The 14,569-nt window shown below is 73.1% G+C and carries 11 protein-coding genes; 3 read left to right on the top strand and 8 right to left on the bottom strand.

Features of this window, described 5'->3' with window-relative positions; genetic code table 11:
- Positions 1–59: 59 nt before the first annotated feature.
- From AB0R04_RS07275 to AB0R04_RS07260, 4 genes are all read right to left on the bottom strand, one after another.
- Entirely contained in the window at positions 60–989 is a 930-nt protein-coding gene (locus AB0R04_RS07275) for a proline dehydrogenase family protein (protein ID WP_063349537.1), read from the bottom strand.
- A 248-nt stretch (positions 990–1,237) separates the two neighbouring features.
- On the bottom strand, positions 1,238–2,866 hold the full coding sequence (pruA, locus tag AB0R04_RS07270; protein WP_063349536.1) for an L-glutamate gamma-semialdehyde dehydrogenase: 1,629 nt from the start codon (positions 2,864–2,866) through the stop codon (positions 1,238–1,240).
- 310 nt (positions 2,867–3,176) lie between these two features.
- Positions 3,177–4,442, bottom strand: coding sequence for an FAD-dependent monooxygenase (locus tag AB0R04_RS07265; RefSeq protein ID WP_363368951.1), 1,266 nt, complete (start codon positions 4,440–4,442; stop codon positions 3,177–3,179).
- Positions 4,439–5,035 (bottom strand): PadR family transcriptional regulator, encoded by a 597-nt coding sequence (locus AB0R04_RS07260; protein ID WP_363368949.1) that lies wholly within the window; start codon positions 5,033–5,035, stop codon positions 4,439–4,441. The genes AB0R04_RS07265 and AB0R04_RS07260 overlap by 4 nt, the downstream gene beginning before the upstream one ends.
- Positions 5,036–5,177: 142 nt before the next feature.
- Here AB0R04_RS07260 and AB0R04_RS07255 point away from each other — a divergent pair, with 142 nt between their 5' ends.
- Positions 5,178–6,815 (top strand): helix-turn-helix domain-containing protein, encoded by a 1,638-nt coding sequence (locus tag AB0R04_RS07255; RefSeq protein WP_363368947.1) that lies wholly within the window; start codon positions 5,178–5,180, stop codon positions 6,813–6,815.
- Positions 6,816–6,845: 30 nt separating this feature from the next.
- On the opposite strand, the gene AB0R04_RS07250 is transcribed toward AB0R04_RS07255, so the two are convergent.
- Positions 6,846–8,336, bottom strand: a complete 1,491-nt coding sequence (locus tag AB0R04_RS07250; RefSeq protein WP_363368945.1) for an alkaline phosphatase PhoX — start codon at positions 8,334–8,336, stop codon at positions 6,846–6,848.
- A gap of 235 nt (positions 8,337–8,571) precedes the next feature.
- Positions 8,572–9,660 (bottom strand): hypothetical protein, encoded by a 1,089-nt coding sequence (locus AB0R04_RS07245; RefSeq protein WP_363368943.1) that lies wholly within the window; start codon positions 9,658–9,660, stop codon positions 8,572–8,574.
- 285 nt (positions 9,661–9,945) lie between these two features.
- Between AB0R04_RS07245 and AB0R04_RS07240 the strand changes: the two genes are divergently transcribed.
- Positions 9,946–10,389 (top strand): VOC family protein, encoded by a 444-nt coding sequence (locus AB0R04_RS07240; protein WP_363368941.1) that lies wholly within the window; start codon positions 9,946–9,948, stop codon positions 10,387–10,389.
- A gap of 62 nt (positions 10,390–10,451) precedes the next feature.
- On the opposite strand, the gene AB0R04_RS07235 is transcribed toward AB0R04_RS07240, so the two are convergent.
- A complete protein-coding gene (locus AB0R04_RS07235; RefSeq protein WP_363368939.1) occupies positions 10,452–12,101 on the bottom strand; it encodes a hypothetical protein in 1,650 nt (549 codons plus the stop codon).
- A gap of 345 nt (positions 12,102–12,446) precedes the next feature.
- Here AB0R04_RS07235 and AB0R04_RS07230 point away from each other — a divergent pair, with 345 nt between their 5' ends.
- Positions 12,447–13,778: an MFS transporter gene (locus AB0R04_RS07230; protein ID WP_363368937.1), complete on the top strand. Its 1,332-nt coding sequence runs from the start codon at positions 12,447–12,449 to the stop codon at positions 13,776–13,778.
- Positions 13,779–13,838: 60 nt separating this feature from the next.
- Here the strand turns inward: AB0R04_RS07230 and AB0R04_RS07225 are convergent, their stop codons facing one another.
- Positions 13,839–14,513, bottom strand: coding sequence for a Uma2 family endonuclease (locus tag AB0R04_RS07225; RefSeq protein ID WP_363368935.1), 675 nt, complete (start codon positions 14,511–14,513; stop codon positions 13,839–13,841).
- Between the last annotated feature and the right edge of the window lie 56 nt (positions 14,514–14,569).

The following is a 14,569-nucleotide window of genomic DNA, read 5'->3' as shown; positions in this document are numbered from 1 at the left end:
ACGGCCCGCACCCCCCTTCCACCGGGGGTGCGGGCCGTCGTCGTGCGGGTGCGCGCGGGTCAGCCGCGGGTGGCCATGGCGCGCAGGAAGAAGGTGAGGTTGGCCGGGCGCTCGGCGAGGCGGCGCATGAAGTAGCCGTACCACTCCTGGCCGTAGGGCAGGTACACGCGCATGGTGTTGCCCTCGCCGGCGAGGCGCAGCTGCTCCTCGGGGCGGATGCCGAACAGCATCTGGTACTCGAAGGAGTCGCGCTTGCGGCCGTTCCACTGGGCGAGCTGGCCGGCGATCTTGATCATGTTGGGGTCGTGCGAGGCGATCATCGGGTAGCCCTCGCCGGCCATCAGGACCTTGAGCGCGCGGACGTACGCGAGGTCGACGTCGTGCTTGCCCTGGAAGGCGACCGACTCGGGCTCCTTGTAGGCGCCCTTGCACAGGCGCACGCGCGAGCCGGGGCCGGAGAACTCGCGGCAGTCGGCCTCGGTGCGGCGCAGGTAGGCCTGGAGCACGACGCCCAGCCAGGGGAAGTCGGCCCGCAGCTCGCGCGCGATGGCGAGGGTGGAGTCGGTGGTGGTGTGGTCCTCCATGTCGAGGGTCACCGTGGTGCCGGCGTCGGCGGCGGCCTCGCAGATGCGGCGGGCGTTCTCCAGCGCGATCTTCTCGCCGTCCACCGGGAGGAACTGGCCGACGGCCGACAGCTTGACCGACACCTCGGCGCCGGCCGCGAGGCCGGTCTCCTTGAGCGCCGTGAGCAGGTGCTCGTAGGCCTCGGCGGTGCCGGCGGCCTGGGCGGCGTCCTGGGTGTCCTCGCCGAGGTGGTCGAGGGTGACCTTGCGGCCGGTGGCGATCAGGTCGTCGGTGGCGGTGACGGCGTCGTCGAGGACGTCACCGGCGACGAAGCGCTCGACTATCGCGTGGGTCGGCGGGAACTTCTCGACCACGGTGCGGACCTGCGGCGACCGGGAGGCCGCGAGAAGGGCGGAACGGAGCATCGTGACTCCTGGAGCTGGTGCTTCTAAGGGTGGCAGAAGGGGGGCCGGGGCGGCGGGCGGCGGGTACGTGGCACCGCCGCCCCGGCGGGCGACGCCCGGCTGCGGGGCCGGGCGTCGCGGGTGACCGCAGTGGTCAGGCGACCGCAGTGGTCAGGCGACCGGAGCGGTCGGGTGACTGGAACGGTCAGGTGACCGTCTCGGCCACGTGACCGAGACGGTCAGGCGACCGGAACGGTCAGGAGGGGCACTCAGCCCATGTGCGGGTAGCGGTAGTCCGTCGGCGGGACGAAGGTCTCCTTGACCGAGCGGGTCGAGGTCCACCGCGCCAGGTTCTGCTTGGCACCGGCCTTGTCGTTGGTGCCGGAGGCCCGGCCGCCACCGAAGGGCTGCTGGCCGACGACGGCGCCGGTCGGCTTGTCGTTGATGTAGAAGTTGCCGGCCGCGAAGCGCAGCTTGTGCATGGCGTCCTGGGCGGCCGCGCGGTCCTGGGCGATGATCGCGCCGGTCAGGCCGTAGGCGGAGGCCGACTCCATCTGGGCCAGCATCTCGTCGTACTTGTCGTCCTGGTAGACGTGCACGGCGAGGATCGGGCCGAAGTACTCCTCGCGGAAGTACTCGGACGCCGGGTCCTCGCAGACGAGGACGGTCGGGCGGACGAAGTAGCCGACCGAGTCGTCGTAGGTGCCGCCGGCCAGGACCTCGACCGCGGGGTCGGCCTGGGCGCGGTCGATGGCGGCCTTGTTCTTGGCGAAGGCGCGGTCGTCGATGACGGCGGACATGAAGTTCGCCAGGTCGGTGACGTCGCCCATGGTGAGGCCCTCGACCTCGGCGGCGAACTCGTCCTTGAGGCCGGCCCAGATCGAGGCCGGGACGTAGGCGCGGGAGAGCGCCGAGCACTTCTGGCCCTGGAATTCGAAGGCGCCGCGGGTCATCGCGGTCTTCAGCACGGCCGGGTCGGCGGACGGGTGGGCGACCAGGAAGTCCTTGCCGCCGGTCTCGCCGACGATCCGCGGGTAGGTGCGGTAGCCGGCGATGTTCTCGCCGACGGAGCGCCACAGGTGCTGGAAGGTGGCGGTGGAGCCGGTGAAGTGGATGCCGGCCAGCGCCGGGTGCTTGAGCGCCACGGCGGAGACGTCCAGGCCGTCGCCGGTCACCATGTTGATGACGCCCTTGGGCAGGCCGGCCTCCTCCAGCAGCTGCATCAGCAGGTGCGCGGAGTACTGCTGGGTCGGGGACGGCTTCCAGAGCACCACGTTGCCCATCAGCGCGGGCGCGGTCGGCAGGTTGCCGGCGATCGCGGTGAAGTTGAACGGGGTGATCGCGTAGACGAAGCCCTCCAGCGGGCGGTGGTCGCTGCGGTTCCACACGCCGTCCGAGGAGATCGGCTGCTCGGCCATGATCTGGCGGGCGAAGTGCACGTTGAAGCGCAGGAAGTCGACCAGCTCGCAGGGCGTGTCGATCTCGGCCTGCTGGGCGGTCTTGGACTGGCCGAGCATGGTGGCGGCGGCCAGGGTCTCGCGCCAGGGGCCGGCCAGCAGGTCGGCGGCCTTGAGGAAGATCGCGGCGCGGGAGTCGAAGGAGAGCGCCTGCCAGGCCGGGGCCGCGGCCAGGGCAGTGTCGATGGCCTCCTGCGCGTCGGCCTGGGTGGCGTTGCGCAGGGTGCCGAGCCTCGCCGCGTGGTTGTGCGGCTGGACGACGTGGATCTCGGCGCCGCCGCCCATGCGGTGCTCACCGTTGATCGTCATGGTCAGCTGGACCGGCTCCTGGCCGCCCAGCTCCTTCAGCTTGGCCTCCAGACGGGCCCGTTCCGGGCTGCCCGGGGCGTAGCTGTGGACCGGCTCGTTCACCGGCGCGGGGACCTGGGTCACAGCGTCCATCAATGCTCCTGCGATTCCTAGATTCATCAGCGCGGAGAGTTTCCACACTGCTACGCTCTGCGACATGCCTTAGGCATCGGGCAGGGCTTGTCCGTCATGAGGCCGGCTCGGCCGAGTGAGAAGCCCCTGGCGCGCCAGGGGAGGAGTCACAGAGCGCACGCTCTCCTTGCGAGAGGTTGCAGTGAGCTCCGACGTGATCACACGTCGACCTGAAGTAACGCTATTCCAGCCGCCCGGCCCACTTGATTGGCCGGGCGGCTAAATTCCCCCGTACGGCGTTGTCCGGCCCGACGAAGGGGTCACGGCGCAGTCACGGCGCGGTCACGGCGCGCCGTTGACGGCCCGTCGCGCCGGAGGCCACCGGGAGCACCGGCCGGTCCCAGTCGATCCGGTGGCCGTGCACCGGGCGGAGCATCTTCTCCGGGCTCAGGAAGGTCCGCATCGCGATCGGCGCGAGCAGCCGGAACAGCGCCCGGCCGACCGGCCCGGAGGACTTCTGGTTGTTGGTGCGCGCCGCGTTGGCGGCGATCTTCTCGACCCGGGGCCGGCGCAGCGCCTCGTAGGCGGCGAAGGCGGCGGTGTGGTCGGGCAGGTCCCGCAGGCAGCGGGCGAGTTCGACGGCGCTCTCGACGGCCAGCGAGACGCCCTGGCCGGAGCTGTTGGAGGGGGCGTGCGCGCTGTCGCCGACCAGCACCATCCGGCCGCGGTACCAGTGCGGGACGGACGGCATGATCTCCAGCCGCGGGAAGACCTCGACGGTGTCGGCGGCGGCCTCGCGCAGCACGTCCCGGGCGGGCAGGTCGTCGGCGTGCAGGTCGCGGACCCGGCGCAGCCACTCCTCCGGGCTGACGGCGCGGACCTGCTCGGCGGTCAGCTGTTCGGGCTGCGGGATGTTGCTGAACCAGGCCGTCCCGGCGCCGTCCGGCAGCCCCCAGTAGCCGAAGAAGGCGCGGGCGCCGTTGGCGAAGTGCATGGTCTCGCCGCGTCCGGCCCGGCCGGGCAGCCGGTGCGGGCTGTAGCCGCCGACGCCGAGCAGGCCGGTGTACTGCGCGCCGGGTGCGGCCGGGTCGATCAGGGTGCGGACGGTGGAGCGGGTGCCGTCGGTGCCGATCAGCAGGTCGCCGGTGGCGGTGTCGCCGTCGGCGAAGCGGGCGGTGATGCCGTCGGCGCCCTCCTCGGCGCCGACCAGCCGTTTGCCGTAGCGGACTTCGATGCCGCTCTCGCGCAGCCGCCGCTGGAGCACCTCGTACAGTTCGGCGCGGCGCATGACCCGGCCGGGCGGCAGGTCGGGGAGGCCGGCGAACTCGGCCAGCACGCCGCCCCGGCCGTCCTCGATCAGCATCGGGCCGATCGGCTGTCCGATCGCGCCGACCTCCGCCCCGAGCCCGACGGTCGCCAGGGCGTCGAGCCCGTTGGGGGCGATCATGAAGGTGCCGCCGATGCCTTCGGCGGAGGACTCGTAGGCCTCGAAGACGACGGCTTCGACGCCGGCCTTGCGCAGGGCCAGTGCCGTCACCGGTCCGGCGATGCCGCCGCCGATGACGAGGGCCCTCTTCTCCCCGTTGCTCGTACTCATTCCAGACTCCCGAAGATCTCGTGCCAGGTCCGGATGAACTCCGGCGCCTTGAGTCGACCGACGAGGTGCTCGACGAAGCGGCCCTCGGCCTCCAGCGCGCCGACCCGGTGCTCCTCCTCGATCAGGAAGATCCAGGCCACGCCGTCGTCCGAGGCCTTCCGCAGGGCCGCCCGGATGCCCGCCACCTCGGCGGCCAGCGCGGCCCGCCGCTGTTCCAGCAGTTCCACGGCCTCGGCCGGCGGGACCACCATGAGCAGCGACAGCGCGACCCCGAACGCGGGGTACTCGTGCTGCGGTTCGGCGACGAGTTCGCGCATCCAGTCGGTGAGCTCCGCCCGGCCCTCGGGGGTGACGGCGTAGACGGTGCGCTCCGGTCGCTGGGTGTCGCGGACGGTCTCCTGTTCGGCGACGAACCCGGCCTTCCGCAGCTGCTCCACGACCATGTACAGCGAGCTGCGGTTGTACTTGATGTTGCGGTCCTTGCCGTGCTCCTTGAGCCGGCGCCCCATCTCGTACGGGTGCATCGGCCCGGCCACGAGTTCGGCCAGGACCGCGAGGGCCAGCGGGTTCGACACCTTGCGTCGCTTCGCCACGAGACGTCCTCATCTCTTGGTCAGTACTGACTATCCACTTCTGAATAGTCAGAGTCAACTATTTACGAAAGCCGGGCCGCGACTCTGTCCGCCCGGCTAAAATCAACCACACGGCATTGTCCGAGCGGATGAAGGAGGCCCGATGACGACCCCCGGCCTCCCAGGCTCCCCCGGACTCCCGCCCACCTCCGGCCTCCCGCTCCGCCAGCTGCTGATGTCCCTCGGCGAACCCCTGGTCGAACTCCAGGCCGCCCCGCAGGGCCTGGACGTCCCGGTCCGCGACGTCGCGATCCTCGACCCGGAGGACCCGCCGACCGCCGCCCCCGGCGAACTCGTCCTCGCGATCGGCGCCCGCGGCCGCGCCGCCCTCCCCGCCCTGCGCGCCGCCGGGCGGGCCGGCGCCGCGGCGGTCGCGGTCAAACTGGACGGCCCCGGCCAGGCGGACGCACTGCGCGAGGCCGCCACCGAGGCGGGCGTCGCCCTGCTCTCGGTGCGCCGTGAGACCCGCTGGGAGCACCTCGACTCGCTGGCCCGCGCGATCATCGCCGGCCCGGACGCCCCGGACACCCCCGGCGCCCCCGAACCCAACGCGGGCGACCTCTTCTCCCTCGCCCAGACCGTCGCCGTGCTCACCAACGGCATCGTCTCGATCGAGGACACCTCCAGCCGGGTGCTGGCGTACTCCCGCTCCTCCGACTCGGACGAGGTCGACGACCTGCGCCGGCTCTCCATCCTCGGCTGGCAGGGCCCCGAGCCGTACCTGTCCAAGCTCCGCGAGTGGGGCATCTTCCAGCACCTGCGCACCTCGGACGCCCCGATCGCGGTCGAACCGCACCCCGAACTCGGCCTGCGCCGCCGCCTGGCGATCGGCATCCGGGCCGGGGCGCAGCCGCTCGGCACCATCTGGGTGCAGGAGGGGGCGCAGCCGCTGGCACCGCTCGCCGATCAGGCCCTGGTCGGCGCCGCCCGGGTGGCCGCCGCCCAACTGATGCGCCGCCGACGCGAGTTGTCCGCCGACATGCGGCTCACCCGGACGCTGCTCACCGGCCTGCTGGAGGGCTCCACCGGCCCGCAGTCGCTCGCCACCCACCTGGGTCTGGACCTGCGCCGCCCGGCCACCGTGCTCGCCTACAGCGCGCACACCACCGAGGCGCTGCACCGCTCCGACGTCACCGGCCTGATCTCGGTGCACACCGCCGCCCGGCACCGCACCGCCTTGCTCGCCCCGATCGAGTCCCGGGTGTACGTGCTGCTGCCCGAGCTCCCGCCCGGCCTGCCGATGGCCACCGTGCGCGGCTGGGCGGACGAGGTGGTGGCGGCCGCCCGGGAGCACCTCGGCGTCCCGCTGCGCGCCGCGATCGGCTCGACCGTGGACGGCCTGGCCCAGGTGCCGGACTCCCGCGCGCAGGCGGACCGCATCCTGGACGCGATGAGCCGCGGCGGGGTGGACCTCGACGTGGCGGCGCTGATCGACGTCCAGGCCGAGGTGCTGGTCAGCGAGATGCTCGCGCTGCTCCAGGAGCGCTCCGGCCTGCGCGACCCCCGGCTCACCGCGCTCGCCGCGTACGACCGCCGGCACGGCACCCGGCTCGCCGAGTCGGTGCTGGCCTGGCTGGACGCGCTCGGCGAGGTCCGGGTCGCCGCGGACGCCCTGCACATCCACCCCAACACCCTGCGCTACCGGGTGCGCCGCGCCGAGCAGTTGACCGGCATCGACCTCGCCCAGCCGCAGCAGCGCCTGCTGGCGATGCTGCAACTGAGGCTGCCCGCGGACGAATGACCGCGGGCAGCCCCTTCGACACCCGCTACGTCACTCGCCGTAGCCCTGGCCGCGCTTGTGCTCGTTCAGCCGGTGCCACGGGCCGGTGATGGCCAGCTGGATGCCCGGGGTCTGGATGTTGGCGAAGAGGGTCTTGCCGTCGTCCGAGAAGGTCACCCCGGTGAACTCGCTGAACTCCGGCTTCTCGGCGGTGCCGATGTTCAGCTCGTTGCGGGCGATGGAGTAGGTCAGCCCGTCCTCGGTGGCGCCGAACAGGTGCGACACGCCCTCGCCGTCCTCGGCGATCACGATGCCGCCGTACGGCGAGACGGTGATGTTGTCCGGGCCGTCGAAGTTGTCGTGGTCGCCCCAGACGTCGGTGTTGACGCCGAGCAGCACCTTCAGGGTGATGGTGCGGCGGGTCGGGTTGTAGAACCAGACCTGGCCGTCGTGCTGCACCGGGCTCTCCGAGCGGGCGAAGCTGGAGACGAAGTAGAAGCCGCCGTCACCCCACCACATGCCCTCCAGCTTGCGGGCGCGGGTGACCTCGCCGTCCTTGAACTGCTTGCGGATCGAGACGGTCCTGGCGTCGCGGTCCTGGACCTTGACCCAGTCCGCGCCATAGGTGGTGCCGACCTTGGTGGCGCGGGAGAGGTCGTCGACGAACTTGCCCTGGGCGTCGAACACCTTGAAGGCCTCCAGCACGCCCGCGTCGGCGGCCAGCTTGCGCAGCTGGTAGCGGCCGTGCTTGAAGCCGGCCGGCGGGGTCCAGCGGAACAGCAGGCCGTTGGGGTTCGAGGCGTCCTCGGTCAGGTAGACGTGGCCGCGCTTCGGGTCCACCACGACGGCCTCGTGCGCGTACCGGCCGAAGGCCTTCACCGGCTGCGGGTCGCGGTTGTAGTCGTCGTCGAACGGGTCGACCTCGAAGATGTACCCGTGGTCCTTGGTGAAGCCGTTCTTGCCGGCCTTGTCCTCGGTCTCCTCGCCGGACAGCCAGGTGCCCCACGGGGTCACGCCGCCCGCGCAGTTGGTGGAGGTGCCGGCGATGCCGACCCACTGCTCGACCGAGCCGTTCCGCTTGGCGTGCACGATGGTGCAGCCGCCGGCCGCGCCCGGGTCGTAGACGTGGCCCTCGGTCAGCGGCACCGGGTACGGCCAGTTGGCGCGGGCACCGGACAGCTCGTGGTTGACGACCATCAGGTTGCCGCCGCGCTCGTCCTCGAAGGCGGAGGTGCCGTCGTGGTTGCTCGGGGTGAACTCGCCGGTGCGCAGCCGGGTGACGCCGGCGCGGTTGACGACCTTGTACGCGAAGCCCTTGGGCAGCGACAGCAGCCCGGCCGGGTCCTGCACCAGCGGGCCGTAGCCGATGGCGGCGCGCACCGCACCGGTGTCACCCGCCGCGGACGCGGCCGGCAGCTCGCCGCCGGCCGGGGCGGCGATCGCGCCCGGGGCGCTGGCCAGCGCCTCCGCGCTGCCGGCGATCAGCACGCCGGCCCCGACGAGGGTGGAACGGTTGACGAAGTCCCGGCGGGACAGCGGCATGGCAGCAACTCCTGAGGAATCGGCCGCCGGACCGGGGGCGGGCCCGGTGCCCGGCGGGCGGGGCGTCGAGACGGGGCGTCGACGCCCAGCAGACTCCGCCGCGGGGATGAACCAGGCATGACGTCCACCTCACGCCCAGGCGGCCATTTGCCAACCGATGACCGACACATGACCTCCGCTTTGCCTGAGACGCCCCGCCGGGGGGTCACCCCGACCCACGGCGCCCCGCCGAGGGTCACCCCGACCGCGTCGTCCGCCACTGCTCCCAGGCCGACAGCCACAGCTGCTCGGCGAGCCGGTGCTCCTCCCAGACCTCCGGCCCGCCGCCCCGCCGCTCCCGCCAGAGCTGCTCCCAGGCCCGCTGCGCCGGCAGGCTCGCCACCTCACTGGCGAACACCGTGTACCGGACGACCTCCTCGACGGCCGCCCCGCCCTCCGGCGTGCCGATCAGCCAATGCGTGTGCCGGGCAAGCCGGTTGAGGTGGTTGACCATCGCGGTCAGCGCCGTCGCCGCCTCCTCCCGGGTCTCGGTGGCGAGCCGCATCTGCTGGCGCACCGCCACCTCCCAGCGCACCTCGTAGGCGTCCCCGCGCGGGCGCCGCGGCGTCCGCCCGGCCCGGACCTGCGCCTCGACGGCGGCGGACGCGGCGACGCTCTGCGCGATCAGCTCCCGGTGCGCCTCCAGCCCGACGGCGGGCGGCAGTTCACGCTCCTCCACCGGGACCTGCCGGGCCCGCCGGGCGGCCAGCTCGCCCAGCAGCTCGGCCCGGCCGCGCAGGTACGGCTCGAAGTCCGCGATCCCCCCGAGCTCCACGCCACCGGGCGGCACCCCGCGCCCGCACACCGTCACGGTCAGCCCGCCGATCCGCAGCCGCCCGGCCCAGACCGGTGCGGCCCCGTCGGCGGCCGACGCGCCCGGCCAGAGCACCGGCCGGTCCTCGTGCACCTCCACCGGGTACGGCTCGCCGTCCACGGTGATCCACTCGCGCAGCGCCCGCACCCGGCCCGGCCCGTCGCCCTCGTCGACCCCCAGGTGGTCGTAGACCCGGTCCCGTTCGTCCTCGACCACGTCCTCCAGCTCGGGCAGGTCCTCGCCGCGCTCCGCGTCCGGCCGGTAGGTGCGCACGCTGACGTACGGGCCGGCCACCGAGCTCCAGTCGCCGGACTGCACCTCGACCCAGGCGAGTTCGCCGCCGGACGTCTCGAAGGCGGCCAGCGCCTCGCCCCAGCCGCCCGTCGCGCCGCCCCCGCGCGACAGCCCCGCGACCACGCCGTACACCGGGAAGTCGGCCGCGGCCACCGTCCGGCGGGAGAAGTCCTCCACCGCGGCGAGACGCTCCTCCCTGCTTCTCGGGTCCGGGACGCGCGCAGGGTCCGTCCGTCCGACGTTCCACTCCGGGGGCCTGCCGCCACTCTCCCGCATCATCCTGTGCCGCACCCCCGAGTCCTCGCGCCCGCACCGCCGACGCCACCTTAGTGCCCGGGACCTGCCGGGTCATCAGCTCGGGTGCCGGGCATCGGCGCAGGCCGCGTCGGGACGCCCGGCCGCCAACGGGCACGGGCCGTGTCAGGACGCGCGGTTGTCAGCCGCCCTCCCTACCCTGGCGGCATGACAGCAGACAGCAACTTCCCGGCCCGGATCAGCATCGTCACCCTCGGGGTCTCCGACCTCGACCGCAGCGCCCGCTTCTACGAGGACCTGGGCTGGCGGCGGTCCTCCGCCTCCAGTCCGGAGATCGTCTGGTTCCGCACCGCCGACTCGGCGCTCGGCCTCTTCCCCACCGAGGAGCTGGCCGCCGACGCGGGCGTGCCCGCCACCGGTGAGCCCGCCTTCCGCGGCGTCACCCTCGCGGTGAACCTGGAGTCCCCCGCGCTGGTGGACGCCGCGTTGAAGACGGCGGTCGAGGCCGGCGCCGTGGTGGTCAAGCCGCCGGTCCCGACCAGCTGGGGCGGATACTCCGGCTACTTCGAGGACCCGGACGGCCACCTCTGGGAGCTGGCCCACAATCCGTTCTTCCCCTTCGCCGAGGACGGCTCCCTCGATCTCCCCTGACCCGCCGGCCCATCAGCCCGTCGAAGCCCCCCGTCGGCCCGTCGAAGCCCCCCCCCGGCCCGTCAGCCCTTGGACCGCGCCTTGAAGGCCGCCTTGCGCGCCTCCTTGGCCACCGCCCGGTCCAGGTGCAGCTCCCCGACGGCCTCCAGGACGTCCGCCGTGTACGGGTGGTCGACCCGCCAGAGCTCGCCGAAGTAGGACGCAGGGTTGCCGGTCACCGGCAGGTCCGCGATCAGCTCGCGCAGCAGTTCGGCGTCGCCGCCGCTGTCCAGCAGCTGGGCGGCGAAGGTGTCGACCACCGTCCACAGCGCCATCGTCCGCTCCGGTACCGGCACGTCCGTCGCTCCCTTCGAGGTCAGCCAGGCCCGGGCGGCGCCGCCCAGCTCGGGGTCGTCCAGCACGTCGCGCACGGCCGGCTCGGCGGCCGCGCCCAGCATGTTCAGCGCCGAGACGCCGAGCATCCGCCGCATCGGGGCGTACGCGTCGTCGCCGCGCGCCGCCGCCAGCAGCTCGCGCGCCGCCGCCACCGGCTCCCGGCCGGTGATCCAGACCCGCAGCTCCTCGTCCGGCAGCACGTTGGCGGCCTCGCACACCGCGCGCAGCAGCTCGGCCGCGTCGCCCTGGGCCAGCTCGCCGACCAGCGGCGCGTCGTAGCCGTCCTCCAGCAGCCACTGCCGGATGCCGTACTGGCCGAGCGGGGTGAGCCGGACGAGCCCGAAGCGCGCCGACTCCTCATCGTCCAGCGGCGCCTCGCCGACGAGGGCGGGCTCCTCGCCCTCCGGGCCCTCCTCCTCGTCGAACAGCTCCGGGTCGATCGGCCGGTACTCCAGCAGGCCCAGCTCGGCCAGGTCGCCCAGCATCGGGTCCAGTGCGACCATCACATCGGTGATGTCGCCCAGCAGCTCCTCGCTCGGCTCCTCGCCCTCCGGCACCACCAGCAGCGCGGCCAGCACGCCCAGCGGCACGGTCTCGTTGCCCGGATCGGCGAAGGCGGTGGTCTCGTACAGCACCTGCAACGCCTCGTCCAGCAGCTCGGCGGCGGCGTCCCGGGCCTCCTCGACCTCGCTCAGACCGTCCTCGTCCTCCTCACCGCCCTCCACGGCCTCCCCGGCCTCTCCGCCCTCGGCGGCCCGCGCGGCCTCCTCCTCCGGCAGCGAGTCGGCCTCCACGGCCAGCTCCCGGACGATCCCGGCAGCGGTCAGCCACAGCTCAAGGACGGTCTCCGGGTCACCCTCCTCGGCGGGCTCCAGATCCGGGCCCGGCACGGCGACGTGCTCACCGGCCGCCGTCGTCCCGATCTCCACCAGGTCCAGGTCGCAGGCCAGCGACCAGGCCCGCATCGCCTCGACCTCCGCCTCCTCCGGCACCTCCCCCTCGGCGGGCGCCAGGCCCAGCAGCTGCGCCGCGGGCGCCCGGTCCTCCTCCACGAGGTCGCCGAACTCGTCCACCACCCGGTGCGGGGCGGCCCAGCGGGCCAGCGCCAGCGCGTACCCGAACATCGGCACGGCCTTCGCCAGGGCGGCCAGCTCCTCCTCGGCGGGCAGCTTCACCGGCGGTACCAGGACCGCCGCGTCGTCCAGGTCCTCGTCGTCCAGCCCGTGCGCGGCGAACGCCCCGTAGAGGTCCTGAAGCTCCAGGTCGGCGGGCAGAACCGGCTCGGCCGCACTCTCTCCCGGCGAAGCCCCGGCGTTCTTCCGACGTCGTCCGGCCATCGTTGTGCGTTCTCCCTCAGCCAGCGGTCCGCCTATCAGCTCAGCGTCCCGATCCACCACCTCAGCGTATAGGCCGGGCACCCCCGATACCCGGCCTCAAGGGGCGCGCGCCGCAACCGTGCGCCCACCCTTTATCCTTCGCATTGGCACCGTGCACACCCCGCGCGGGCCACCGGGCAATGAAGCCCTTCGCCCTCCCCGCCCGACTCCGGGCAGGAGGGGCCCACTCAGCTCACCCGCTCCACCAGGGAGCCCCGCACCTCGGCCACCACCACAGCGCCTCAGGACGGGCGCGCCGGCACACCCCGCCGACCCGGTGGTGCCCTGCCACAGGAGATCCCTTACATGGCGGACCTCTCCCCCGCCGGCTCCGGCCTGCGCACCGCGCAGCTCGACGGACGCCGACTCTCGGAGGCCCTGCTTCCCCTGGAGCTCGCGCCCCGCGCCCAGCTCCAGCTCGCCGCGGTCAGCCGCTGGAACGCGCTACGCGGTGTCCGCGTCGGCCTGGTCGCCGCCGCCCTGCTGCTGATGCTGATCGGCGCCAACCTGGCGACGCCGATCTACCCGCTCCTCCAGCAGCGCCTCGGCCTCGGCCCGCTCGACACCACGATCCTCTTCACGATCTACGTGTTCGCGCTGGTCCCCGTGCTCGCCGTGGTCGGCCACTGGTCCGACCACCTCGGCCGCCGCGCCCTGATCCTGCCCGCCGTCGCCCTGGCCGCCGCCGGCGACGTCGTGTTCGCCACCTCGGGCAGCTTCTGGCAGCTCGCCGCCGGCCGGGCCGTCCAGGGCATCGCCGTCGGCCTGTCCACCGGCGCCGCCGGGGCCGCCCTCGGCGACCTGCTGCCCGACCACCCGACGCTCGCCGCCAAGCTCACTCTGGCCTGCTCCGCCGGCGGCGTCGCGCTCGGCCCGGTGGTCGGCGCCCTGCTCGCCAACGGCGCGGACCCACTGCTGACGCCCTTCCTGCTGCACGCCATCGCCCTGCTGGCGCTCTGCGTGCCGCTGGCCCTCGTCCACCCGCGGATGCCCGGCCGCAACCGCCCGCCGACCACCCCGCCCCGCATCACCACCCCGGCCCACCTGCGCCCGCGCCGGCTCGCCCTGCCCCGCACCGGCCGCCGCGAGTTCCTGCTCGCCGCCTCGGCCGGCTTCATCTCGTACGCGGTGTTCGGCGTCTACCTGGCGCTCGCCCCGGCCTTCTCCGCCAAGCTGCTGCACACCTCCTCGCACCTGACCGGCGCGATCGTGGCCGCCCTGCTGCTCGGCTCGTCCGCACTGGCCCAGCTCCTCGTCCCGCCCACCTCCGACCGCCTGGTCATCGCCCTCGGCATGGGCGGCCTCGCCGCCGGCCTCGCCCTGGTCGTCGCCGCCCAGTACACCGAGACCCCGGCGCTGCTCTTCATCGGCAGCGTCCTCGGCGGCATCTGCCAGGGCGTGGCCTTCCGCTCCCTCTTCACCACCGCCGTCGCCGCGATGAACCCGGAACGCCGAGGCTCCGAACTCAGCTCCCTGTGGATCATCGTCTACCTCGGCAGCTCCCTCCCCATCGTCGCCGTCGGCGCCCTGGTCCAGCACTACGGCCTCCTCCCCGCCGTCAGCGGCTTCGCCGCCATCGCCGCCGCCCTCTGCACGGCCCTCGCGATAGCCGTCGCCCGCAAACCCAAGCAGTCCTGACCACCCCAAAAACACCGCCGCCCGGGACGACCATTCGTCCCGGGCGGCGTTCGTACAGGGCTACTCAGCCCAAGGGGTCCATCTCGCGGTGTCGAGTTCGAACCCGAACTCCTCGGGCCACTCCACAGAAGCACCGAACTCCCACCGACCGAGCACCCGATAACTGCCCGCGCTGCTGTCCGGCTCACCGAACAGCGTGACACCCGGCTGCCGTGGGTCACGGTCCACCAGCAGGTAGTACGGAACACCGGCGCGCGCGTACCCCCGCCGTTTGGCACGACGGTCGTTGCACGCGCTGAAAGGCGCGGTGACCTCGGCCACCAGACTGACCTCGCCCGCGCGGAGATAGCGGTCCTCCCCTGACATGGCCGCCGAGTCCACCTCCGAGGCCACTACGACGAGGTCCGGAATGTAGCCGTCCCCGATCTCCGCAAGATCGAGGCCGACCGTCTGTACCGCCCGCCAGCGACAACACGGCTTCGCAAACTCGGCGCGGAACACCGCCTCTTGAATGTCCGAGATGATCACGGCATGGGCGACGCTCGGCACCGGCGCCACCACGAACTCCCCGCCGATCACCTCAACGCGAAGGACTTCAGGCAGCCGCAAGTGCTCGTCAAGCTCGCCACGGGCCCACAACGCATACGGCGATTCGGGCAAGACCCACTGCCCGGAAGCAACGACCGATGACATGCCCCCAGCCTGGCCGCCCGCCGGCAGATACACCTCTGCCACACAAACCTTTCCCCCGAAGGAGAGGCTTGCGCGGCAGCGGGTTGACGAAGGCCTGG

Origin of the sequence: Kitasatospora sp. NPDC056731, from assembly GCF_040687675.1 — a bacterium.
Classification (GTDB): Bacteria; Actinomycetota; Actinomycetes; order Streptomycetales; family Streptomycetaceae; genus Kitasatospora.
This window is presented reverse-complemented; position numbering and strand designations above follow the sequence as displayed.